This is a genomic window from Nonomuraea sp. NPDC048892, assembly GCF_040649735.1.
Taxonomy (GTDB): Bacteria; Actinomycetota; Actinomycetes; order Streptosporangiales; family Streptosporangiaceae; genus Nonomuraea; species Nonomuraea maheshkhaliensis.
Genome location: NZ_JBEZFZ010000003.1, coordinates 447,827 through 471,881, shown reverse-complemented (window position 1 = coordinate 471,881; position 24,055 = coordinate 447,827). Strand labels below are relative to the sequence as shown.

The 24,055-nt window shown below is 70.8% G+C and carries 20 protein-coding genes; 11 read left to right on the top strand and 9 right to left on the bottom strand.

What is annotated here, in order from left to right; translation table 11 throughout:
* The first annotated feature begins 71 nt into the window (after positions 1-71).
* A complete protein-coding gene (locus AB0C28_RS11865; RefSeq protein ID WP_357844113.1) occupies positions 72-965 on the top strand; it encodes an alpha/beta hydrolase in 894 nt (297 codons plus the stop codon).
* A gap of 123 nt (positions 966-1,088) precedes the next feature.
* On the opposite strand, the gene AB0C28_RS11860 is transcribed toward AB0C28_RS11865, so the two are convergent.
* On the bottom strand, positions 1,089-1,748 hold the full coding sequence (locus AB0C28_RS11860; RefSeq protein ID WP_346101203.1) for a TrkA family potassium uptake protein: 660 nt from the start codon (positions 1,746-1,748) through the stop codon (positions 1,089-1,091).
* Positions 1,748-2,413, bottom strand: a complete 666-nt coding sequence (locus AB0C28_RS11855) for a TrkA family potassium uptake protein (protein ID WP_357844117.1) — start codon at positions 2,411-2,413, stop codon at positions 1,748-1,750. Before AB0C28_RS11855 ends, AB0C28_RS11860 begins: the two co-directional genes overlap by 1 nt.
* A gap of 102 nt (positions 2,414-2,515) precedes the next feature.
* Between AB0C28_RS11855 and AB0C28_RS11850 the strand changes: the two genes are divergently transcribed.
* A complete protein-coding gene (locus tag AB0C28_RS11850; protein ID WP_358073907.1) occupies positions 2,516-4,561 on the top strand; it encodes an APC family permease in 2,046 nt (681 codons plus the stop codon).
* On the opposite strand, the gene AB0C28_RS11845 is transcribed toward AB0C28_RS11850, so the two are convergent.
* On the bottom strand, positions 4,548-6,185 hold the full coding sequence (locus AB0C28_RS11845; protein WP_358073904.1) for an alpha/beta-hydrolase family protein: 1,638 nt from the start codon (positions 6,183-6,185) through the stop codon (positions 4,548-4,550). The two genes, AB0C28_RS11850 and AB0C28_RS11845, sit on opposite strands and share 14 nt — an antisense overlap.
* 66 nt (positions 6,186-6,251) lie before the next feature.
* Here AB0C28_RS11845 and AB0C28_RS11840 point away from each other — a divergent pair, with 66 nt between their 5' ends.
* Together AB0C28_RS11840 and AB0C28_RS11835 are read left to right on the top strand one after the other, a co-directional pair.
* A complete protein-coding gene (locus tag AB0C28_RS11840; protein ID WP_357844126.1) occupies positions 6,252-7,502 on the top strand; it encodes a class I SAM-dependent RNA methyltransferase in 1,251 nt (416 codons plus the stop codon).
* 234 nt (positions 7,503-7,736) lie between these two features.
* A complete protein-coding gene (locus AB0C28_RS11835) occupies positions 7,737-8,627 on the top strand; it encodes a CAP domain-containing protein (protein WP_358073901.1) in 891 nt (296 codons plus the stop codon).
* 235 nt (positions 8,628-8,862) lie between these two features.
* Here the strand turns inward: AB0C28_RS11835 and mug are convergent, their stop codons facing one another.
* The 5 genes from mug to AB0C28_RS11810 are packed head-to-tail and all read right to left on the bottom strand — an operon-like array spanning position 8,863 to position 15,809.
* A complete protein-coding gene (gene mug / locus AB0C28_RS11830) occupies positions 8,863-9,357 on the bottom strand; it encodes a G/U mismatch-specific DNA glycosylase (protein ID WP_357844132.1) in 495 nt (164 codons plus the stop codon).
* A gap of 10 nt (positions 9,358-9,367) precedes the next feature.
* On the bottom strand, positions 9,368-10,768 hold the full coding sequence (locus tag AB0C28_RS11825; RefSeq protein WP_357844134.1) for a sugar porter family MFS transporter: 1,401 nt from the start codon (positions 10,766-10,768) through the stop codon (positions 9,368-9,370).
* 57 nt (positions 10,769-10,825) lie between these two features.
* Positions 10,826-13,297 carry a polynucleotide kinase-phosphatase gene (locus AB0C28_RS11820; protein WP_358073898.1) on the bottom strand — a complete coding sequence of 824 codons (2,472 nt, stop codon included), beginning with the start codon at positions 13,295-13,297 and terminating at the stop codon, positions 10,826-10,828.
* Complete coding sequence (locus AB0C28_RS11815) at positions 13,281-14,852, bottom strand: 3' terminal RNA ribose 2'-O-methyltransferase Hen1 (protein WP_358073895.1); 1,572 nt, start codon at positions 14,850-14,852, stop codon at positions 13,281-13,283. The genes AB0C28_RS11820 and AB0C28_RS11815 overlap by 17 nt, the downstream gene beginning before the upstream one ends.
* A gap of 39 nt (positions 14,853-14,891) precedes the next feature.
* Entirely contained in the window at positions 14,892-15,809 is a 918-nt protein-coding gene (locus tag AB0C28_RS11810) for an LLM class F420-dependent oxidoreductase (protein ID WP_357844143.1), read from the bottom strand.
* A gap of 122 nt (positions 15,810-15,931) precedes the next feature.
* Between AB0C28_RS11810 and AB0C28_RS11805 the strand changes: the two genes are divergently transcribed.
* From AB0C28_RS11805 to AB0C28_RS11780, 6 genes are all read left to right on the top strand, one after another.
* Positions 15,932-16,948 (top strand): hypothetical protein, encoded by a 1,017-nt coding sequence (locus AB0C28_RS11805; protein ID WP_358073892.1) that lies wholly within the window; start codon positions 15,932-15,934, stop codon positions 16,946-16,948.
* A gap of 44 nt (positions 16,949-16,992) precedes the next feature.
* A complete protein-coding gene (locus tag AB0C28_RS11800; RefSeq protein WP_357844149.1) occupies positions 16,993-18,126 on the top strand; it encodes a histidine kinase in 1,134 nt (377 codons plus the stop codon).
* Complete coding sequence (locus AB0C28_RS11795) at positions 18,123-19,235, top strand: histidine kinase (RefSeq protein ID WP_358073889.1); 1,113 nt, start codon at positions 18,123-18,125, stop codon at positions 19,233-19,235. The genes AB0C28_RS11800 and AB0C28_RS11795 overlap by 4 nt, the downstream gene beginning before the upstream one ends.
* Positions 19,232-19,831, top strand: a complete 600-nt coding sequence (locus AB0C28_RS11790; protein ID WP_357844155.1) for a response regulator transcription factor — start codon at positions 19,232-19,234, stop codon at positions 19,829-19,831. The genes AB0C28_RS11795 and AB0C28_RS11790 overlap by 4 nt, the downstream gene beginning before the upstream one ends.
* Positions 19,832-19,960: 129 nt before the next feature.
* Entirely contained in the window at positions 19,961-20,536 is a 576-nt protein-coding gene (locus AB0C28_RS11785) for a hypothetical protein (protein ID WP_357844158.1), read from the top strand.
* An 85-nt stretch (positions 20,537-20,621) separates the two neighbouring features.
* Complete coding sequence (locus AB0C28_RS11780) at positions 20,622-21,314, top strand: carbonic anhydrase (protein ID WP_357844161.1); 693 nt, start codon at positions 20,622-20,624, stop codon at positions 21,312-21,314.
* Positions 21,315-21,408: 94 nt separating this feature from the next.
* Here AB0C28_RS11780 and AB0C28_RS11775 read toward each other — a convergent pair whose 3' ends face one another.
* The gene (locus AB0C28_RS11775) at positions 21,409-21,873 is read right to left on the bottom strand and encodes a lamin tail domain-containing protein (RefSeq protein WP_358073886.1); all 465 of its coding nucleotides are present in this window, start codon (positions 21,871-21,873) and stop codon (positions 21,409-21,411) included.
* Positions 21,874-22,259: 386 nt separating this feature from the next.
* Here AB0C28_RS11775 and AB0C28_RS11770 point away from each other — a divergent pair, with 386 nt between their 5' ends.
* Positions 22,260-24,011, top strand: a complete 1,752-nt coding sequence (locus AB0C28_RS11770; protein WP_357844168.1) for an ABC transporter substrate-binding protein — start codon at positions 22,260-22,262, stop codon at positions 24,009-24,011.
* Positions 24,012-24,055 lie beyond the last annotated feature (44 nt).

Sequence of the window (24,055 nt, the reverse complement as noted above, 5' to 3'; positions counted from 1 at the left end):
TTATCCGTTTATGCTACGGTGAAACGGATGACTCATCCACTTATGGCTGGGTCCGGTACGAGGAGACACCGATGCCTTTCACCACAGACGCCGTCCCACACCTGCCCGCCGGATTCGGCGAGATCTTCACCAGCCGCACTGTCGACGTCAAAGGCGTCGAACTGCACGCCGTGGTCGGCGGGTCCGGCCCGGCGTTGCTGTTGCTGCCGGCGTGGCCGCAGTTCTGGTACGGCTGGCGGCTGGTGATGCCCGCTCTCGCCGAGCACTTCACGGTCGTGGCCGCCGACATGCGCGGCATGGGTGCCAGCAGCAAGCCCGCCAGCGGGTACGACGCGGTCACGCTGGCCGATGACATGGCCGGCCTGATGACCTCCTTGGGCCACGACCGTTTTCACGTCGCGGGCTACGACATGGGGATGATGGTCGGCTACGTGCTCGCCGCCCGCCATCGCGACCGGGTGAGCAAGCTGGTGCTGGCCGAAGCCGTCCTCGCCGGCTTCACCCCGATGCCCCCGCTGCTCATGCCTCCCGAGGTCAACGAGCTGGCCTGGCACTTCGTCTTCAACCGCCTGGCCGAGATCAACGAGCGCATGGTGTCGGGCCGCGAGGAGATCTACTTCGGTTACCAGTTCGCCACCAAGGCCGCGTCTCCCGAGGCCATCCCGCAAGCTGCGGTCGACGTCTACGTCGATGCCCTGCGCGACCCCGCCGCCTTGCGCGCGAGCTTCGAGTTCTACCGCGCGGGAGAGTCCGGGGACCAGGTGGTCGCGCTGGCCGCCGAGGGGCCGCTGGACATTCCGGTTCTGGCCATCGGGGGCGAACACGGCATGGGCGATGGCGTCGAGCAGGCGGTGCGGCAGGTCGCCTCGAACACCACCGGCGCTATCGCACCGGGTGCGGCGCATTTCCTGCCTGAGGAAGCGCCCGAATGGATGACCCGCACCTTGATCGACTTCTTCGCCTGAACCCCGAACCCTGAACCGGCATCGCCACGTTCGGCTCCCCCAGCGGGGGGGAGCCGGGCTCGCTCAGCGCTCCGAAAGTCAGTGCTGCGAAAGTCAGTGCTGCGAAAGTCAGCGCTCCGAAAGTCAGTGCTGCGAGAGGAGGTGGGCCAGCTCCTGCTCCACCTCCTGGTTGGCGACGAAGAGCAGTTCGTCCCCCGCCTCCAGCGGATCGTCCGCCGTCGGGACCAGCACCCGGCCCTCCCGCAGGATGGCCACGAGCGCCGAGTCCACCGGCCATGGCACCGAGCCCGCCCGCTGCCCCACCACCGGCGCGTCGTCCGCCAGGGTCAGCTCCACCAGGTTCGCCTGGCCCTGGCGGAAGGTCATCAGCCGGACCAGGTCGCCGACGCTCACCGCCTCCTCGACCAGCGCGCTCAGCAGGCGCGGCGTGGAGACGGCGACGTCGACGCCCCACGACTCGTTGAACAGCCACTCGTTGTTGGGGTGGTTGATCCTGGCGACCACGCGCGGCACGCCGTATTCGGTCTTGGCCAGCAGGGAGACGACCAGGTTGACCTTGTCGTCGCCGGAGGAGGCGACGACGACGTGGCAGTTGTTCAGGCCGGCCTCGTCGAGCGAGGCGATCTCGCAGGCGTCGGCCAGCAGCCACTCGGCGCGCGGCACACTGTCGATCTTGATGGCTCGGGGGTCGACGTCGATGAGCAGGACCTGGTGGCCGTTCTCCAGAAGCTCGGCCGCGATGGAGCGGCCCACGGCGCCTGCTCCGGCGATGGCGACGCGCATCAGTGGTCCTCTTCCGGTGCCGCGGCGAGCACCTTGTTGATCCGATCCATGTCGCTCTCTGCGGCGATGACGTGCAGCACGTCGCCCTCCTGCACCACGGTGTCGTCCGCGATGGTCACGGCCTCGCCGATACGGTTGATGAAGGCGACGCGCGCCCTGGCGGCGGCTTCGAGGTCGTGGACGCGGGTGCCGATCCAGGACGGGTGGACGGTGACCTCGGCGAGCACGACGGTGCCGGAGGGGTCGCGCCAGAGCGGTTCGGCGCCCTCGGGCAGGATGCGGCGCATGATCTGGTCGGCGGTCCAGCGCACGGTGGCCACGGTGGGGATGCCCAGCCGCTGGTAGACCTCGGCCCTGCGGGGGTCGTAGATGCGGGCCACCACGTTGTCGACGCCGAACGTCTCGCGGGCCACCCGGGCGGAGATGATGTTGGAGTTGTCTCCGCTGGAGACCGCGACGTAGGCGGTGGCGGACTCGATGCCGGCCTCGGTGAGCACGTCGCGATCGAAGCCCACGCCGGTCACCCGCCGACCCCGGAAGCCGGCGCGCAGGCGGCGGAACGCCTGCGGGTCACGGTCGATGATGGCGACGGAATGTCCGCTGTCTTCGAGGATGTGGGCGAGGGTCGATCCGACCCGGCCACACCCCATGATCACTATATGCATTTCCCCCCGCACTTCCGCGGTCGGCCGGTTGCTCGACACCAGTATGGACCGATGGGGGAGCGCCTCGTTTAGGTCGTCGGCGTGGGGCTAGCATCTGGTTACGTGGCGAAGGTAACAGATCTTGTCAAACGCTTGCTCGTGGGGCGCGCCCTGCGCAGCGGGCAGCTCCACGAGCAACTCCTCCCCAAACGGATCGCCCTGCCGGTCTTCGCCAGTGACGCGCTCTCCTCCGTGGCCTACGCGCCGCAGGAGATTCTCGTCATCCTGTCGCTCGCCGGCGTCTCCTTCTACGCCTTCAGCACCTGGGTCGCGGTCGCCGTCGTGGTCGTGATGCTCACCGTGGTGGCGTCGTACCGGCAGAACGTGCACGCCTACCCCAGCGGCGGCGGCGACTACGAGGTCGCCACCACCAACCTCGGCAAGAACGCCGGGCTCACCGTCGCCAGCGCCCTGATGGTCGACTACGTGCTGACCGTCGCGGTGTCGGTGGCCAACGGCGTCGACTACGTGGGCGCCACGATCCCGTTCGTGGGCCAGCACAAGCCGGCCGTCGCCATCGCCATCGTCGTCCTGCTCACCGTGGTGAACCTGCGCGGCATCCGCGAGTCCGGCGCCGCCTTCGCCATCCCCACATACGCGTTCATGTTCTCCGTGCTGTTCCTCATCGCCTGGGGCGGCTTCCGGCTACTGGTGCTGGGGGAGGAGATCCGGGCGCCGAGCGCCCACTTCGGCATCGCGCCCGAGCAGACCAACCTGACCGCCTTCGCCGCGGCCTTCCTGGTGCTGCGGGCGTTCTCCTCCGGCTGCGCCGCGCTGACCGGGGTCGAGGCCATCAGCAACGGCGTGCCCGCGTTCAGGAAGCCCAAGAGCAAGAACGCCGCCACCACGCTGCTCATGATGGGCCTGGTCGCGATCACCATGTTCGGCGGCATCATCGCGCTCGGCCTGGCCTCGGGGGTGAAGGTGGCCGAGCCGTCCGTGGTCGCCGAGGACCTGCTGCGGCCGGACGGCACGCCCGTCGGGCCCGGCTACTACCAGCAGCCGATCATCTCCCAGGTGGCCGACGCGGTGTTCGGGGGCGGCTCGCTGCCGTTCGTCTTCATCTCGGCGGTGACGGCGCTGATCCTCTTCCTGGCCGCCAACACGGCCTTCAACGGCTTCCCCGTGCTCGGCTCGATCCTGGCCCAGGACCGCTACCTGCCGCGCCAGCTGCACACGCGCGGCGACCGGCTGGCCTTCTCCAACGGCATCATCATCCTGGCCGCGGCGGCCTGCCTGCTGCTGTGGGGGTTCGACGCCGACGTCAGCCGCCTGCTGAACCTCTACATCGTCGGCGTCTTCGTCTCCTTCACACTCAGTCAGACCGGCATGGTCATCCACTGGACCCGCCACCTGAAGACCGAGACCGATCCCAAGGCGCGGCACCAGATGCACCGCTCGCGCGTGATCAACTTCTTCGGCGGCGTGATGACGGGGCTGGTGCTGATCGTCGTGCTGCTGACGAAGTTCCTGGTCGGCGCGTGGATCGTGGTGATCGCCATGCCGATCCTGTTCCTCATGATGAAGGGCATCAGGCGTCACTACGACAACGTGGCGGCCGAGCTGGAGCTCACCGAGGACTACGAGCCGGCCATGCTGCCCGCGCGCAACCACGCGATCGTGCTGGTCTCGAAGATCCACAAGCCGACCATGCGCGCGATCGCGTACGCTCGAGCCACCCGGCCCTCCACGCTGGAGGCGATCACCGTCGGCGTCGAGGGCGAGGAGGCCCGCAAGCTGCAGGAGGAGTGGGAGCGGCGCGGCATCCCGGTGCCGCTCAAGATGCTCGACTCCCCCTACCGCGAGATCACGCAGCCGATCATCGACTACGTCAAGACCCTGCGCAGGCGCTCGCCGCGCGACGTGGTGACCGTCTTCATCCCCGAGTACGTGGTCGGCCACTGGTGGGAGCACCTGCTGCACAACCAGAGCGCGCTGCGCCTGAAGGCGCGGCTGCTGTTCAAACCGGGGGTCATGGTGACCAGCGTGCCGTGGCAGCTGCACTCCTCCGACCGGCTGCTCGGCCGGCCCGAGCCGTTCGCGCCCGGGGCCGTGCGCCGTCCGTGGCACCGGACTGTCAAGGACGACGGTCAGATCACCTCGCGCTGATCAACGCGCGCAGGCGCCGTGTGTCGCCGGCGTTCCAGTCCGGCGGCGCGGCGACGGCGGCCCAGCCGTCCACGATGTTGGCGCCGTAGCGGTGGCCGTGCCCCGGCGGCACGTCGAGCGCCACCGCCATGTCCACCAGCACCTGCCAGAACGTGACCAGCGGGAACCAGTTCATCTGCGGGTTCACGCCCGGCCCCCGCGGGCCCTCCAGCCAGGCCGGCCTGCGGTAGATGAGCCGCGGCGACCACCACACCACGGGGTCGGAGGCGTTCTGCAGATAGACCACGCGCGGCGGTGGCCAGGGTGCACCCGGCCTGGACAGATCCACCGGATACTGGGCGAACCTGGCTGTCCTGCCGCGCTGGTAGACGGGCCGCCAGACGGGGCTGCCGGGGTCGCGGGCGGCGGTGAGGTGGCTCCAGATGGGGTTGGCGTTCGGCGGGCCCACGAACACCGCGCCGTCCGCTCTGGCCACGAGGTCGCGCAGGTCGCGGAAGGACTTCTCCATCTGGTACGACCCCAGGCTCTCGCCCGACAGCACCAGCTTCGGCCGCGACCCGGCGGGCAGCCGGGCCCACCGCTCGCGTACGGCCTCGAACAGCGCCCGCCCTGAAGCCGCCGCCTTGTCCCGGTCGACCAGGAACGACACCCAGCTCGGCAGGTAGGAGTACTGCAGCGCGACCATGGCCGAGCGCCCGTCGTACAGGTACTCCAGGGTGTCGGCGATGCGCGGGTCCACCCAGCCGGTCCCGGTGGTACCCAGCACGGCCAGCACCGGTCGGTCGAAGGCTCCTGTGCGTTCCAGTTCGCGTACCGCGAGCGCCGCCTGGGCCCGCGGCGAGGTGGTGCTGTCAAGTCCGATGTAAACCCTGATGGGCTCGGTGGCCGGCCGTCCCGAGAAGGCGGTGAGCCGGGCCGGGGTCGCGGCGGTGCCGGTGAAGCGGCGGCCCTCCCTGCCGAGCGACTCCCAGGTGACGAGCGAGCCAGGCCCGCCCGACACGTACGCCGACACGGGCCTGCGCACGCCGGGATGGGTGCCCTCGTTGGCCACGGACGAGATGTCGCTCATCCTGGCCACGAACCCGTTGAACAGCACGTCGTTGGCCACGACCGCCACCAGCAGGCCGATGACGAGCACGCCGATGGCGTGGCCGACGTAGACGGGGACGTACCGGTCGAGCCAGGCGTTCAGCCGCCGCCCGCCCAGCCGGACCAGGCGGGCGGTCAGCAGGGCCGCCGCGAACAGCGCCAGCGTCACGCCCAGGATCAGCGGCGGGAACCAGGCGATCTCCGTGTCCATGCCCATGAGCGCCCGCAGGTCGCGCTGCCAGTCCAGGCTGTACGACAGCGACACCACGATCAGCCCCGCGCACACGCCGAGCAGGACCTGCCAGGCGATCCGCCGCCACCGCTCCGGCGGCCGGTACGGGATCACGGCCCGCCCGAGGGCCCCCAGCCCGGCGCCGGCCGCGTAACCGAGGATGCCGGTCACCGCCCCCATCACGCCCTGGTAGAGCCAGGTGCGCGGCAGCAGCGACGGCGTCAGCGAGGCGCAGGCGAACAGCGTGGCCAGCAGCGTGCCGCCGAAGCCGAGCCGCCGTCGCACCACCCTCGACCTGTCCACGGTCACCTAGAGTAGTGGACCAAGTCGGATAAGTGGTCATAGCGGGTGGACGCTAGGGTGTCGGGTGTGGAACAGGCATCTCTCGAGCTGACGGTAGGTCCGGTCGCCCACGGCGGCTGGTGTGTGGCGCGCCACGAAGGGCGGGTGGTGTTCGTCCGGCATGCCCTGCCGGGCGAGCGGGTGATCGCCGAGGTGACCGAGGAGACCACCCGCTTCCTGCGGGCCGACGCCGTGGAGATCCTGGAGGCCTCGCCCGACCGGGTGGTGCCGCCGTGCCCGTACGCGGGGCCGGGGCGCTGCGGCGGCTGCGACTGGCAGCACGCCACGCCCGAGGCACAGCGGCGGCTGAAGGCGCAGGTCGTGGCCGAGCAGTTGCATCGGCTGGCGGGCATCGAGCGCGAGGTCGTGGTCGAGGAGGTGCCGGGCGCGAAGGACGGGCTCGGCTGGCGCACGCGGGTACAGTTCGCCGCCACGCCGGGGGGTGAGCTGGGCTTCCGCCGGCACCGTTCGCACGATATCGAGGTCGTCGACGCCTGCCTGATCGCCCACCCCGAGGTGGAGGCGGTCGGCGTGGAGGAGCACCTGTGGCCGGGGGCCGCCGGGGTCGAGGTCATCGCCTCCTCGGGCGGCGACCGGGCCGTGGTGGTCGCGCCCAGGCCCCGGCGCAGCGTGACCGTGCCCGACCTGGAGGCGCCCGCCTCGATCCTGCTCGACCAGGGCAAGGGCCGCACGGTGCCCCGGCGCGGCTCGGGGGTGCTGCACGAGCAGGTGGGCGACCGGGAGTTCCGGGTCGCGGGCAGCGGCTTCTGGCAGGTGCATCCAGGGGCCGCGGAGACGCTGCTGGACGCGGTGCTGGCGTACGCGGCGCCGGAGCCGGGGGAGTGGGCGCTCGACCTCTACTGCGGGGTCGGGCTGTTCGCGGCCGGGCTGGCCGAGGCCGTGGGGCCCGAGGGGGCGGTGTTCGGGCTGGAGTCGGAGGCCGCGGCCGTCCGCGACGCCCGCGCCAACCTGCGCGACCTGCCGCAGGCCAAGATCGAGCGGGGACGCGTGGAGGAGGCGCTCGACCGCTTCCAGATCGAACGGGCCGACCTCGTCGTGGTCGACCCGCCCAGGGCCGGGCTGGGCCGCGACGTGGTCGACCGGATCGCCTCGCTGGAGGCCCTGCGCATCGTGTACGTCTCCTGCGACCCGGCCACGCTGGCCCGCGACCTGGCCTGGCTGGGCGAGCGCGGGTACGCGCTGTCCGATCTGCGGGCCTTCGACGCCTTCCCGATGACCCATCACGTGGAGTGCGTGGCGCTGCTCGACCGCGAGTGATTCGGCTCACGTGATCGCGCCGTGACCCCGGCCCCCGCACCTGTGGTGCGGGGGCCGTTTCACGCGTGCCCGCCGGGGTTCCGGTCCACACCCTGTGGACTGCGCAGACGCCTCAGCTGTCACTCGGGTTTACTTCCGCTTTAGGAAAATGTCCCAGTTTTGATGACAAATCAGTATCGGTCCCGACAGAATGCGGTGCCATCCAGCGTCTACCGCAACTGGAGGAAGACCCCTATGCGTAGACCCCTTGGGGTACTCGCCGCAGCCGTCAGCCTGGCCGCGATCGCCGCACCCGTGAGCGCGGCCGAGGCCGCCGCGACGACGGAGGCGGCGCGGTGTCGCGTCAGCGTGCTCAAGCCGAGCGTCAGCGACACCTTGAAGATCCAGACGTCGGCCGCCCGCCGTGGCTGTTTCACCCCGGCGCTGCTGCGCATTCGCATCCAGCGGGCCGTCCCCGGTCCCGACCGGGTCGTCAAGAGCGGCGCCACCAGGAAGGGCCGGCTCACGCTGGCGCTGCCCTGCGTCCCCGGCACCTACTACGCGACCGCGACCGACTACCGCGGGCGCACCGTCAAGTCGCGGGCCGTCAGGCTGGCCTGCACCCCGGGCAGCGGCGTTCCGACGCCCTCCCCGAGCGCGACGTCGCCCGGGACACCGGTCCCCACGCCGACCCGCACGGTCACCCCCACGCCCACCCGCACCCCCACCACCCCGCCTCCGGCGTCCGGCGGCGTGGGTTCGGCCGAGGAGAACGAGGTCGTCAGGCTGACCAACGCCGAGCGCGCCAAGGGCGGCTGCTCGGCTCTCAAGCACGACCCGCAGCTGCGCGAGGCGGCTCACGGGCACTCCGCCGACATGGCGGCCAAGAACTACTTCAGCCACACCTCGCAGGACGGGCGCAGCTTCCTCGACCGCATCAAGGGCGCCGGCTTCACCGGCGGCTCCGGCTGGGCCGAGAACATCGCCGCAGGACAGACGAGCCCCGCCTCGGTCGTCCAGGCCTGGATGAACAGCTCCGGCCACAAGGCGAACATCATGAACTGCAAGTACAACCTCATCGGCGTCGGCGCGGTGAAGGACTCCAAGGGCAAGATCTACTGGACCCAGGACTTCGCCGCACGCTGACGCACAGGGGACGCACGCCGCGCCCGTCCTCGATGTGGACGCGCGCGGACGGCCGGGCTCACCGGCGAGCGCGGACAGGGCCCGGCGGGCGCACAACCCGCCGGAACCAAGCAGCACCCTCACCCTGACCCTCGCCGGCGAGCCCGCGCCGTCACGAAAGGCGCTGCCACACGCAGCGCCGCCGTCACCTGAGCGCCGTCACTTAGGCGCCGTCACGTGGCAGGCGGAACCATGGTCACAGAGACGCGCGCAGGCGGGCCATCTCCCCGGCGATCGTGGCGACCGTCCAGTGGGCGTTGAGGCCGCTCGGGTTCGGCAGCACCCACACCCGGACCCCGCCGACCAGCTCGTCCTGCGGCCCGATGACCGACTTGGGGCGGGCGAAGGCCGTACGGTAGGCCGAGATGCCGAGCACGGCCAGCACCTTGGGGCCCACCTGGGCCACCTTCACGGCCAGCTCGGCCCCGCCCCGCGCCAGCTCATCCCTGGTCAGCTCCGACGCCTTGGCGCTGGCCCGGGGCACGATGTTGGTGATGCCCAGCCCGTACGAGGGCAGCAGGTGCTGCTCCGACGGAGCCAGCAGGCGCGGCGTGAAACCGGACAGGTGCAGCGCCGGCCAGAAGCGGTTGCCCGGCCGCGCGAAGTGGCGGCCGGTGGCCTCGGACATCAGGCCGGGGTTGATGCCGCAGAACAGCACGTCGAGCGAGGGGCCGAGAACGTCGTCGAGCACGTGCCGGAGACTAGCCCATGTCTTCGAGTTTGCGGCCCTTGGTCTCCCTGACCCACTTGGTCACGAAGAGGAACGACAGCAGGGCGAACAGGGCGTAGATGGCGTACGTCAGCGGCAGATTCCACTCCGACATGGCCGGGAACGACACGGTGATCAGCCAGTTGGCGATCCACTGGGCCGCCGCCGCGACGCCCAGGGCGGCGGCGCGGATGCGGTTGGGGAACATCTCGCCGAGCAGCACCCAGACCACCACGCCCCACGACAGCGCGAAGAACAGCACGAACAGGTTCGCGGCGATGAGGGCGACGGCGCCCTGCACGGCGGGAAGGGTGACCGGCTCGCCCGCGCCCCCGGCGAAGCTGAACGCCCACGCCGCAGTGGCCAGCGAGATCGCCATGCCGGCCGAGCCGATCATGAGCAGCGGCTTGCGTCCGATCCGGTCGACCAGCGAGATCGCGATGAACGTGCCGATGATGTTGATGATCGAGCTGGAGAAGCTGATCAGCAGCGAGTCGCTCTGGTTGATGCCGACCGACTGCCACAGCACGGACGAGTAGTAGAAGATCACGTTGATGCCGACGAACTGCTGGAAGGCCGAGAGCACGATGCCGATCCACACGATCGGCAGCAGCCCCAGCGCGCTGCCGCGCAGGTCCTTCAGCCCGGGGACCCGTTCGGTGCGCAGCACGTTCTGGATCTCCGAGATGCGGGAGTCGAGGTCCACGTCGTCGCCCTCGACCTCGGCCAGCACCTGGCGCGCTTGCTGGGTGCGGCCCGCCATGATCAGGTAGCGCGGCGACTCGGGGATGTTCAGGGCGAACAGCAGATACAGCAGGGCCGGTACGACGCAGGCGCCCAGCATCCACTGCCAGGCCTCAAGACCGAGCAGCACGTTGTTGACCTTGCCCCCGGCCAGCTGCGCGATCACGTAGTTGACCAGCTGCGACACCGCGATCCCGAGCACGATGGCGAGCTGCTGGAACGATCCCAGCCGCCCCCGGTAGGCGGGCGGGGCCACCTCGGCGATGTACGCGGGCCCGAGCACCGACGCCATACCGATCGCGAAGCCCGCGACCACCCGCCAGAACGCCAGGTCCCAGACCGCGAACGGCAACATCTGGCCGATCGAGCTGATCGCGAACAGGATCGCCGCCATCTGCATCGAGCGCGTACGCCCCCACCGGTCGGCCAGCCCGCCGCCGGCCCAGGCGCCCAGGGCCGAGCCCAGCAGCGCGATGGCCACCACGAACCCGATCTCGACCGCGCCCACCCGGAAGTGCTGCTGGATCCCGACCACCGCACCGTTGATGACGGAGCTGTCGTAGCCGAACAGGAACCCGCCGATCGCGGCCGCCGCCGTGATGAACACGACATGACCGAGATGCTCGTTATGGGTGTACTGAGTAGCCATGCCGGTCCTTCCCCTGAATGGTCGGGGAACTACCCTGCGATCACCCTCGTATTCGCATCACAGGCGCGGGTCGACCGGCTCCGATTCCAGCGCCAGCACGGCGAAGACCGGCTCGTGCACCCGCCAGCCCGCCTCGCCGTCGGCCAGCCGCGACAGCGCCTCCAGGCCGAGCGCGTACTCGCGCAGCGCCAGGGAGCGCTTCTTGCCGAGGAAACGCCGGCGCAGCACGTCGAGCGACTCGGTGTAGTCGGGGCCGTAGATGATGCGCAGGTATTCGCGCCCGCGCACCTTCACCCCCGGCTGCACCCGGCCGGGCGTGGGCACGGCGGGTTTGACCACCATGCCCTCCCCGCCGGCCGCCGTCAGCTCCTCCCACCAGGCGGTCGCCTCGGCCCGCGACTCGGGGGAGCCGAGGGTGACGAAGACGTGCCGGGTCGTGGTGATCAGCGGCGAGTCGAGCAGCGCCAGCGTGGACAGGTGCCAGGCGTGCGGCTCCAGCGCCGTGGCCCGCCCCTCGCAGGCCAGGATCTGGAACGGCGCCACCTTGATCCCCTCCAGGCCGTCGACCGGCCAGCAGTAACGCGCGTAGGCGTCGCGGAACAGGGCAGCGTTGCCGGTACGGCGCCGGGTGCGGTCGAGCAGCTCGCTCACACCCAGGCCGCGCCCGGCCGCCGCCTCCAGCGCCGCGACCGCCTCGGGCAGCGCGGCGCGGGCCGCCGCCCCGACGGAGGCGTACTGTGACCTGATCAGCTCGCCCGCCTTCGCCGACCAGGGCAGCAGCTCGCAGTCGAGCACCACCCAGTCGGAGCCCAGCTCAGCCCAGAGCGGCTCGCACGCCTCACGCAGCCGGTCGATCAGCGGTCCGGTGTCGGCGAAGAACGGCCGCCCGGTACGGGTGTAGAGGGCGCCCGCGCTCCCGTCGCCCACCCCGAACCTGGCCTGGGCCATCTCGGGAGTGCGGCACAGCACGGCCACGGCCCGCGAGCCCATGTGCTTCTCCTCGCACACGACCTCGCCCACCCCGGCGCCGGCGAACTCCTCGAACGCCTCGCGCGGGTGCTCCAGGTAGCCGTCGAGCCGGGAGGTCTCCGGCGGGGCCATGGTCGGCGGCAGGTAGACCAGCCAGCGCGGGTCGACCGCGAAGCGGCTCATGACTTCCAGCGCGGCGGCGGAGTTCTCCTCCCTGACCTTGACCGTGGTGGCGAAGCGCGTCTCCACGTGCCGGGTGCCGATCACGTCGTCGATGTCGAGCATGCCGGGGTCGCGGGCCGCGTCGCCGAGCGGCTTGGCCGGCGCGTACCACACCTTCTCCGCCGGAACCTGGACGATCTCGCGCTCCGGGTAGCGCAGCGCGGTCAGATGGCCGCCGAACACGGCGCCGGTGTCGAGGCAGATCGTGTTGTTGACCCACTCCGGCCTGGTCGTGGGCGTGTGGCCGTAGACGACCATGGCCCGGCCCCGGTATTCGTCGGCCCACGGGTAGCGCACCGGCAGGCCGTACTCGTCGGTCTCGCCGGTCGTGTCGCCGTACAGGGCGAACGAACGCACCCGGCCGGAGGCGCGGCCGTGGTAGGCCTCCTTCAGGCCGGCGTGCGCGACCACCAGCCGGCCGCCGTCGAGCCGGTAGTGGCTGAGCAGACCGTCCATGAACGTCCTGGCCCGCTCCACGAACTCGGGCGGCTGCGCGGCGAGCTGGTCGAGCGACTCCTGCAAGCCGTGCGCGACGGTGACCTTGCGGCCGTTGAGTGCGCGCACCAGCTTCTGCTCGTGGTTGCCCGACACGCAGATCGCGGTGCCGGCCTCGACCAGGTCCATGACCAGGCGCAGCACGCCCGGCGTGTCGGGGCCCCGGTCCACCAGGTCGCCGACGAACACGGCCGTGCGGCCCTCGGGATGGCGCGGCAGCGGCCCGTCGAAGCGCCAGCCCAGCTCGCGCAGCAGCGTCTCCAGCTCCGAGCGGCAGCCGTGCACGTCGCCGATGATGTCGAACGGGCCGGTCAGCTCCGTCCGGTCGGACCACGCCTTCTCGTACGTGATCACGGCCTGGTCGATCTCCTCGGTGCCCCGCAGCATGTGCACCCGGCGGAACCCGTCCCGCTGGATCTTGCCGAGCGAGCGGCGCAGGTCCTTGCGCTGCCGGATCACCACGCCGGCGCCGAAGTCGCGCTCCGGCCGGTCGGCGTTGCGCTCGATCGCCAGCTCCTCGGGCACGTCGAGGACGATCGCGTCGGCCAGCACGTCGTGGCGCTTGGCCAGGTCGATCAGGCTCCTGCGGGCCTGGTATTGGACGTTGGTCGCGTCGACCACCGTGAACAGGCCCCTGGCCAGGCGCACGCCGACGATGTGGTGCAGCAGGTCGAAGGCCGCCGGGGTGGCCGACTGGTCGTTGACGTCGTCGGAGACCAGGCCGCGGCAGTAGTCGGAGGAGATGACCTGGGTGGGCTTGAAGTGCTTGCTCGCGAACGTGGACTTGCCGCTGCCGGAGACACCGACGAGCACCACGAGGGAGAGCTCAGGAACGCTGATCACGGGTGAACACTCCCATCTGGGTGGGCGGGCCGACTTCGGGGTCGTCGTCGCCGACCGGTTCGAAGGCGACCTGGTAGCCGTAGCGGTCCGCGACCCGGGCGGCCCAGGCGGCGAACTCGGCCCTGGTCCACTCGAAGCGGTGGTCGGGGTGACGCAGGCCGGTCAGGAACTCGTAGCGGACGTTGTGCTCGATGTTGGGGGTGGTGACGAGCACGTGGAGGGGCTTGGCGTGGCCGAACACGACTCGTTCGAGCGCGGGCAGGCGCGGCGGGTCGACGTGCTCGATCACCTCCATCAGGACGGCGGCGTCGTAGCCGGTCATCCGCTTGTCGGTGTAGGTGAGCGCGCCCTGGAACAGGGTGAGCCGGGCGCGCTTGGCGTCGGGCATGCGTTCCAGGCGCAGCTTGCGGGCGGCGATGGTGAGCGCCATCGGCGAGACGTCCATGCCGCCGACCTTCGTGAACCTGGGCCGGGACAGCAGCGCGCCGACCAGCTCGCCCTGGCCGCAGCCGAGGTCGATCACGCTGGACGCGCCGAGCTCCTCCAGCTTGGCCAGCACGGCCTCGCGCCGCTTGAGGTTGAGCGGCTTCGGTTTGGCCCCCGGGCCCGCTGCGGCCTCACCTTCCGGTACGGAGGCGGTCTCGGTTTCCGATACGGCGGCCCCGGCTTCCCTGGAGGCGGCTTCGCCGGAGGTGGCTGCTTCGGAGGCGGCGGCCTCGGCTTCGGCGGCGGCCGCCTCGTCGGAGGCGGTGGTCTCGGCCGGGGCGTCCTCCTCGACCGCGGGCTCCAGTTCCTCCTCCACCTCGTCGCCCAGCTCCGCCAGCCGCGACAGCGCCGTACGTGCCAGGGCCCAGCGCCGGCCGAGGTAGCGCCGGGAGATCAGGCCGCGCTCCGGATGGCCGTGCAGCCAGCCCTCGCCCGCCCTGATGAGCTTGTCGACCTCGTCCTGCGCGATCCAGTAGTGCTTGGCGTCGTCGAGGACCGGCAGCAGCACGTACAGGTGGTTGAGCGCGTCGGACAGGAGTGCGGTGCCGCGCAGGGTCAGCCCGACATAGCGGGAGTCGCCCCATTCGGGGAAGCCCTCGTCCAGCGGCGCCGGCCGGGCGTCCACCTCCCAGCCGAGCGGCTCGAACAGCCGCCGCGCCAGCTCGGGGCCGCCCCGGCAGGGCAGCGCGGGCAGGCGCAGCTCCAGCGGCAGCGGCCGGCCGGGCAGCTCGGGCCGGGCCTTGCAGCGGCCCGCCCGAGCCGTCCTGAAGACGTCGGCCAGCGCCACGGACAGCAGCGAGGAGGCCGCGTAGGGCCGGTCGTTGACGTACTGCGACAGGGTGAAGTCGGGCGAGTTCTTGCCGCGCGACCTGACCAGCGCGATCGGGTCGACCTCCAGCAGGAGCGCGGCCGTGCAGCGCTCGTCGCCCGCCTCGGGATAGAACACCGTGGCCGTGCCGAACGACTGCCCGAACTCCTGCACGCGCTCAGGATGCTTGTGCAGGAGGAAACCAAGATCGGTCGCGGGCCTGCCAGGGGTCGAGCCAGTGGTCGATATCGTCAGCAGCACGGGCCAAGTCTGCCGTAACGCCGCGAAGTGTCCAACCGATTACTCCACGTGCGGCAGCACCTCGGCGGCGATCAGCTCCAGGTGCTCCAGGTCCTGCAGATCGAGGATCTGCAGGTAGAACCGGTCCGCCCCCAGCTCGGCGAACTTCCCGATCTTCTCCACGACCTCGGCCGGGGTGCCCGCCAGGCCGTTCTCGCGCAGCCGTCCCGCGTCCTCGCCGATGGCGGCGGCGCGCCGCTCGATCTCGGCCTCGTCGGCCCCGACCACGGTGGTCTGCGCCACCGACAGCGTCAGCGTGCGCCCGGTCTGCTCGCACGCCGCGCGCACCCGGTCGAAGGCCGCGCCGGTGTCGGCCAGGGTGTGGAACGGCAGGTTGTACTCGTCCGCGTACGTGGCCGCCAGCCGGGGCGTGCGCTTGGTCCCGAAGCCCCCGATGATGATCGGCGGGCGCGGCGACTGCACCGGCTTGGGCAGCGCGGGCGAGTCGGCCAGCCGGTAGTAGCTGCCCTCGAAGGAGTAGTCCTTCTCCGCCGTCCACAGGCCGGTGATGATCTCCAGCTGCTCCTCGAACCGGGCGAACCGCTCGCCCACCGGCGGGAACGGGATGCCGTACGCCGCGTGCTCGGCGTCGAACCAGCCGGTGCCGAGACCCAGCTCCACCCGGCCACCGCTCATCTGGTCCACCCCGGCCACGCTGATCGCCAGCGGCCCCGGCAGCCGGAACGTGGCCGGTGTCACCAGCGTGCCCAGGCGGATCCTGGACGTCTCGCGGGCCAGGCCGGCCAGGGTGATCCAGGCGTCGGACGAGCCGGCGCCCGGGTCGCCGGGGTTGATGCGCGAATAGTGGTCAGAACGGAAGAAAGCGTCGAAACCCAGCCGTTCGGTGGCCTGGGCGACGGACAGCAGGTCGTCGTACGTGGAGCCCTGCTGAGGTTCGGTGAAGATCCGCAACTTCATGTGCACATTATCCGCACACAACGGACGCGTACCGGAAAAGGCCCGCGCGCCGCCGCGCGGGGTTGCTAGCGTTCCACCCGCCAGCGCCGTTCCGTAGCCGATCGACCACCTGGGGTGGCCACATGTCTCGGCACAAGAGGGAGCCGGGCACGCTCCCGCGCCCGCTCGCCCTGCTCGGAGCCCTTCTGCTCGCCACCGCCACCGCCGTGGCGATCAGGATGCTCCCGGCGGGCGCCGTCTCCCCGTCACGCCCGCCCGCCGCGCGCCCGCCCGCCACGCCCGCGCCCTTACCGGACCAGGCCGGCGAGCCGCCCGCAGGGTTTGTCGGGTTCGTCGGCTTTGTGGACCTGGCCAGGCAGCCGGGCATCGACCTGCCCGCCGAGTCCCGCCGCACCGGGGTCCGCCGGTACGCGCTCGGCCACCTCGTCGCCGGCGGCGACGGCTGCTCGCCCAGGTGGAGCGGCCAGGCCGGCCCCCGCAGGAGCCCGATGGCGGGCCGGCTCGCCAGGCTCAGAGCCATGGGCGGCGACGCGGCCCCCGTGCTCGGCGGCCCGGCAGGCCGCGAACTGGCCGCCACCTGCACCAGGCCTGGTGGCCTGAGCGCCGCCTACCGCCGGGTGGTCGGGGCCTTCGACGCCGCCGAGCTCGCCTTCGAGGTCCGCGACAGCGCCGACAGGGCCGCCGTGCTGCGCCGGGCCCGCGCCATCCAGGCCGTGCAGCGCGAACGGCGGCTCCGGGTCAGCTTCACGCTGCCGCTGCGGCACGACGGGCTCACCCCCGGCGACGTGGCCATGTTGCGCGCCACCCGCCAGGCAGGCGCGGAGGTCGCCACCGTCAACCTGCTGGCCCCCATCGAGCCGCGCACCACACGGGGCGCCCGCCTGGGCCGGGTGGCCACCGCCGTTCGGGCGGCCGGAGAGCAGATCGCGCGGGCCCAGGGCCTGGCGGAGCCCGGCGAGGCATGGCGGCGCATCGCGCTGACGCCGGTGCTGGCGGGCCGGGACGACCTGAGCGAGCTCGACGCCCGCAAGCTGGCCGCCTACGCCGCCCACCACGGGCTGGCCTGGCTGTCGTTGCGCGGGGTCACCCCTGAGCCGGACGTTTCCCGCATTCTTTGGCGTACCTCGTCCTATAGGTAGGATTCCGCTGACCGGGAAGGATTCAGGCGGCGGGGGAGGGCGTGATGGCGACACGTCCTGAGACCGCGAAGAAGCTCCTGCTGTACTGGATGGACGCCTCGATGGCGTTGGTCTTCCTCATGTACACGTCCTGGAGCGTCGTGATGACGGTCCAGGGACGGCTGGCGCCGCTCAGGGCGGTGTTCGCCGTCCTCCTGCTGATGGGCGCCTTCGGCATCTTCCCCGTGCTGATGCGGCGGGCCTTCGAACACCGGCCGAGGCCGTCGGCGCTGCTGCTGGTCAGCGGGGCCTGCGCGGCCGCCCTGGTGCCGGTGCTGCCGCACACGAGCGACATGACGACGACGTGGGTGGACGCGGCCCTGCTGTGGGTGGCGCTGGCCTCGCTCTATCTGCGGCCGTGGCCGACGGTGCTGCTCGCGGTGACCGTGGTCCTGCTCCTGTCCTCCTACGTCGCGCAGGACTGGCAGACGTGGCCGGGCCTGCTGGCCGTCGCGGCCTTCAACTGCACGATCATGGTCCTGGGCATGCTGGTGTGGCGCTGGCTCTGGTGGGTGATCAGGGACGCGCACAAGAGCAGGGAGGCCAGGGCCCGGCTGGCCGTAGCGGAAGAGCGGCTGCGCTTCGCCCGCGACCTGCACGACCTGCTCGGCCGCAGCCTGTCGGTCATCACGCTGAAGAGCGAACTGGCCGCCAAGCTCGCCACCAAGGACGCCGCCGAGGATGTCGACCGTGCCGCGGCTGAAATGGCCATGGTGCGCCGGCTGGCAGGCAAGTCGCTGTTCGAGGTGCAGCAGGCGGTGCACGACTACCGGGCGCTCGACCTGGAGGAGGAGCTCGCGGGCGTACGCACCGCGCTGGAGGCTGCGGGCGCGAGCTGCGTGATCGAGACCCGGCTCGACGACCTGTCGCCGGACGCCAGGACGCTGCTGGCCTGGGCGGTGCGTGAGGGCGGCACGAACGTCCTCAAGCACAGCGCGGCCACCCGGTGCGCGATCAGGATCGACGGGGGCGTGCTCGAAATGGTCAACGACGGGGTGGGGGAGCGGCCCGCCGCACCCGCCACGCCCGGCAACGGCCTGCGCGGCCTGTCCGAGCGGCTGGTCACGGCCGGCGGCTCGTTCTCCGCCGAGCCGACCAAGGACGGGGAGTTCCTGCTGCGCGCGGCGGTGCCGGCGTGAAGGCGTGGGACCGGATCAGGAACTCCTCCAAGCTGACCAGGGTCCGCTGGCTGATCGTCTACTGCACGGACATCATCCTGTTCTTCCCCCTGTTCGGCTACTACGCCTTCTACCTCAACTGGCAGCAGGGCACGCCGCCGCTCGCGGTGCTGGGCGGCGTCGTCGTGCTGCTCGCCTTCAACGTGCTCAGCACCCGTCCGTTCCGGATCGCGGTGCAGGGCGGCAGGCGGCCCACCGTCGTGCTGGCGGTCACCGGCGTGCTCGCCGTGGCGCTGCTGGTCATCTTCGCGCAGATCTGGGCGATCCCCACCTGGCTGGGGCTGCTCGCGCCCTTCGTCCGCAAGCGCGTGGCCATCGTGGTGGCCTTCGCCTCGATCGTGCTGGCCAACCTGTTCGTGTGGTGGATCGGCGGGTGGATCATCTCCCTGCTGATACTGGTCCAGACCGTGTTCACGGTGATCTGCCTGGCCGTGGTGTGGGCCAACCTGGCGCTCTGGCGCCTGACCACGGAGGCGCACGAGGGTGAGGAGGCGCTGGCCAGACTGGCGGTCTCGGAGGAGCGGCTGCGCTTCGCCCGCGACCTGAACGACCTGCTCGGCCAGAGCCTCGCCGACGTCGCGCGGCGGACCGAGCGGGCCGAAGGGGCGCTCGCCTCCGACCGGGATGCGGCCGCGGCCGAGATGTTCGAGGTGCGCGACCTGGCCAGGCGGTCGCTGCGCGAGGTGCGCGCCGCCGTGCAGAACTACCGGGCCATCGACCTGGACGAGGTCCTGGCCAGCGTACGGGCGGTGCTGGAGGCGGCCGGCGTGCGCTGCACCGTGCGCGCCGACACCGGCGCGCTGCCACCGGAGACGCGGACGCTGCTGGCCACCGTCGTCCGCGAGGGCGTGACCAACGTCCTCAAGCACAGCAGGGCCGAACGCTGCACGATCACGATCGAGGATGGGGTGCTGGAGATGTCGAACGACGGCGTGAGCGGGCCCGCGGGCGAACACGCGCCCAACGGCCTGGCGGGGCTGGCCCAGCGGGTACGCGCGGCGGGCGGCACCCTGGAGGCCGAGCCCACCGCGGACGGCCGCTACCGGCTCAGGGCGGCGGTGCCGGCATGACCACACGCGTGCTGCTGGCCGACGACGAGCACCTGATCCGCGGGGCCATCGCGGCCCTGCTCGACCTGGAGGACGGCATCGAGGTCGTCGCCCAGGTGGGCAGGGGTGACGAGGTCGTGGCCGCCGTCGCCGAACACCGGCCCGACGTGGCCGTGCTCGACATCGAGATGCCCGGCATGGACGGGCTGAGCGCGGCCGAGCGGATCAGCTCCCAGTGCAAGATCGTCATCCTGACGAGCCTGGGCCGCCCCGGTTACCTGCGCCGGGCCATGGCGGCGGGCGTCAGCGGCTTCCTCGGCAAGGACGCCTCGGCCGAGGAGCTGGCCATGGCCATCCGCAAGGTCCAGTCGGGCGGCCGCTACCTGGACGCGGAGCTGGCCGCCGCCGCGATGGCCGCCGGCGACAGCCCGCTGACCGAACGCGAGCGCGACGCGCTGCGCCTGGCCGGCGACGGGGCCACGATCTCCAGGATCGCGGCCGAGCTGCACCTGACCGAGGGCACCGTGCGCAACTACCTGTCCAGCGCCATGACCAAGCTCAACGCCCAGAACCGGCTGGAGGCCATCCGCACGGCCCAGCGCATGGGCTGGCTCTGATCACCCCGCGGACAGGTAAAACGCCACAGACGGCCTGTCCGGTCCGGCACTGAGGGCAGGTCCCGTTCCGCGTTGTACTCGTCTCCGGTCGCCGATCGCGGCGGCCTGTCATCCGACAGAGGGGGATACATGAGTACGACACGGGGGACAGAGCGCCGCTCCAGAGCCACCGTCCTGCGACGGCACGGGGTGCGCGCGCTCACCGCGGGGGCGGCGCTGGCCGCCGCGCTGATGGCGGTGGCCGGGCCGGCCCACGCCACCACCAACGTGAGCGTGTCGGGCGGGGTGCTGCAGATCGTCTCGGGCGCCGCGTCCGACGGCATCTCGGTCGCGCAGGCAGGGAACCGGCTGATCGTCCAGAACGACGGCGACGTGGTGATCCCGGCCGCTCCGTGCGTGGCGGTCAGCAAGAACCAGTCGGCCTGCCCGGCCACCGGCGTCACCCTCATCGCGGTGAGCACCGGGGACGGCGACGACGACGTCAGGAACCGGACCACGCTGCGCTCGCGGGTGGCGCTCGGGGCGGGTTCCGACACCTTCGTCGGCGGCACGGCCGTGGACCTGGCAGCCGGTCAGGACGGCGACGACCGCCTGGCGGGGCTCGCGGGCGACGACGTCCTGATCGGGGCCGCCGGGCTGGACAGCGCCAACGGCGGCGACGGCACCGACAAGTGCGACGCCGAGACCGTCACGCTGTGCGAGTAGCAGGTACGAGGCAGGCCCCTGCCGTGCCTGAGAAGGACGGCACCCGGCAGTCAAGGCACATACGGTGTACTGCATACTGGATCCCATGTCTAAGAAGATCATGGGCCGTCGTGCGGTACTACTCGCCACCGGACTGGCCGCCGGAGGGGTCCTGTTAGACGGCGGGCCGGCGCGCGGCCTCGCACAACCCTCCGCGCGCCGGCCCGCCACCCCGGACGAGGCGTGGGCGAAGCTGCGCGAGGGCAACCGGCGCTGGGCCGCCGACGCCTCCACCCGTCCCCACCAGGACCTCGGCCGCCGCGCGGAGGTCGCCAGGAAGCAGGAACCGTACGCGGTGGTCGTCACCTGCATCGACTCCCGCGTCCCCCCGGAGATCGTCTTCGACGTGGGGATCGGCGACATCCTCACCGTACGCAGCGCCGCCCAGACCGTCGACCCCCTCGTCGCCGGCGCCATCGAGTACGGCCCCGCCGAACTGGACACACCTGCGATCGTGGTGCTCGGCCACCAGCGCTGCGGCGCGGTCACCGCCGCCGCCCACGCCCTCAAGGAGGGCGAGAAGCTTCCCGGCCACCTGCAACGCATCGTCACCGACCTGCGACCGGCCTATGAGCTGGCCCGCGGGGACGTGGACCGGATGATCCGGATCAACACCACCAAGGTCGTGGCCGACCTCAAGGCCGACAAACTGCTCGCCTCGCGCATCGCCGACCGGAAGCTCAAGATCGTGGGCGGGTATTACTCGCTCGACACCGGCAAGGTCACCCGGCTGGTGTGACCGCTTTCGCGAAAGTGCCCGGAGGACGTCTGCCAGGGTCGTCCAGCCCGGCACGGCCCGCCGCCCGCAGGGAGCCCCTGCGGGCGGCGAGCGGTCAGCAGCCGACGGAGGCGGACCCGGTGCTGGCCTTGTAGGAGCACGAGTCGACGAGCCTGCCCTTGGGATCGCGGACGTAGGCGGTGTCCTGGTCGTTGTTCCAGACGTACCGGTCGCGGTTCCAGTGCACGATGCGGCCGCCCGGGCCGTTCGCGTCCGTGCCCCGGCCGGAGCGGAGGGTGATCCGCTTCCTGGCCTTCAGGACGACGCCGGCCATGAACGTGTAGGTGTAACCCGTCTTGTCCCGTACGCTCCACCCCTTGAGCTTGATAGCCCGCTTGGTGGTGTTGAGCAGGGTGACGTACTCGGCGTTCAGCGAGCTGCTGGAGCGGCTGTCGGCCCCCGGGGAGTCGTAGAAGATCTTCGCGATCTTCAGCCGGGGAGCCGCGGCCTGGGCCGGCGCCGTGCCGAGCGTCGCCATCGCCACGATCGTGGCGACGGCTGTGGGGACAAGTCTCACCATTGAGTCCTTTCTGGCATATGTGACAGAAGTAGGACGGCGGACTACCTCGCGTGGTTGGCAAGATCGCCAAGGGTTGAACCGGTCAATCGGGCCGTTCCGCATCGTGCCTGCACAGAGGGGATCCCGGCCGTTGAGAGCGTTTGCCGGAGCACGTCTCGAAAACGTCACGGCTCTTGACGGCGCGGTCACGTGGAATTTACGTTCGCGGTACTTATCCGGTTCAGCGGATCCCTCAGTCCTCATCCATCTACCGAAAAATGATCGCTCACCGGCTTTCGCCTCAGTCTTGGGAGCGCTCCCAGGTCGGCCCGGCGGAGGTCGTCCCATCGGGGTGTCTAGCCAGATCTGCGAACCTTCGCGCCGTGCGCGGAGGAAGGAGAGAAGCGATGCGTAACCGGGCTCGGATCTTGATTCCGCTCGTGGCGGCGGGCCTGCTCGCCGCGGCCTGCACCGGCGGCGGATCCACGCCGACCCCGCCGGCCTCCCAGCCGCAGAGCCAGGGCGCCGTGGCCAACCCCGACCAGTTGCCGCGCAACGAGACGCTCTACACCACGGGCACGCAGTGGGGGCCGCCGCCCAACTTCAACCCCATCAGGGAATGGGACTCGGCCGTCGGCACGAAGGGCCTGGTGTACGAGACGCTGTTCCACTACGACACCACCGCGGCCAAGCTGAGCCCGTGGCTGGCGGCGAGCGGCGCCTGGACCGGCGACACCACGTACGAGGTCAAGCTCCGGCCGGGGATCAAGTGGTCCGACGGCCAGCCGTTCACCGCCAAGGACGTCGCCTTCTCCTTCGAGCTCGGCAAGATGGAGACGATCCCGTACCACCACCTGTGGAACTGGCTGAAGTCGGTCGAGGCCACCGACGACCAGACGGTGAAGTTCACCTTCTCCAAGGCGAACTACCAGCAGTGGGACTTCATGCTCTACAGCCGCTCGATCGTCCCCGAGCACGTCTGGAAGGGCCGCTCTGAGCAGGAGGTGCTCGACGGCATCAACGAGAACCCGGTGGGCACGGGCTCGTACAAGTTCCTCAGCAAGGACCAGGACCGCGTGGTGCTGCAGCGGCGCGACGACTGGTGGGGCAAGTCGGCGCTCGGCATGGAGCCCAAGCCGCGCTACATCGTCGACATCGCCACCCCGAGCAACGAGGTCGCGATGGGCATGCTGCTGCAGAAGGGGCTCGACCTCAGCAACAACTTCCTGCCCGGCGTGGCCAACCTGGTGCAGGGCAACTTCGGGCTGACCACGTACTACAACGAGCCCCCTTACATGCTCTCGGCCAACACCGCCTGGCTGGTGCCCAACACCACCAAGAAGCCGATGGACGACCCGGCCTTCCGCAAGGCGCTGGCCGCCTCCGTGGACGTCAAGAAGATCGTCGAAGGCGTGTACGGCAACCTGGTCAAGGCCGCCAGCCCGACCGGCCTGCTGCCCCAGTGGGACAAGTACGTGGACCAGAACGTGGTCTCATCCTCCGGCTTCACCTTCGACGCGGCCAAGGCCAAGAAGCTGCTGGCGGACGCGGGCTACAAGGACGGCGACGGCGACGGGTACGTCGAGAACAAGGACGGCTCCAAGATCAGCCTGAGCCTCATCGTCCCGTCCGGCTGGACCGACTGGATGGAGTCGGCCCGGTCGATCTCCGCCAGCGCCAAGACCGTGGGCATCCAGATCACACCCGACTTCCCCGACTTCAACGCCCTGGTCGAGCAGCGGGCCAAGGGCGACTTCGACCTGCTCATCAACAACGAGCGGCAGCTGTCGAACTCCCCGTACACCTACTACGAGTACATGTTCCAGCTGCCGATCCAGAAGCAGCAGAACACGGTCAACTTCGCCCGCTACGAGAACAAGAAGGCCTGGGAGCTGGTCGAGCAGCTCGACCAGGTCAAGACCGACGACACCGCCGGCATGCAGAAGATCATCTCGGAGCTGCAGAAGATCCATCTGGACGACATGCCGATCATCCCGCTCTGGTACAACGGCCTGTGGGCCCAGTCCAGCACCAGCGTGTGGAAGAACTGGCCGTCCGCCGCGGGCGGCGCGCCCAAGACCGGTGCCGTGATGTGGCGCAACTGGCTGGAACTGGGCGGTTTCGAGACGCTCACCCAGCTGCAGCCCTCCGGCTCGTGACGACCTGACCGGACGAATCCTCCGGCCCTCCGCCCCGAGACCCG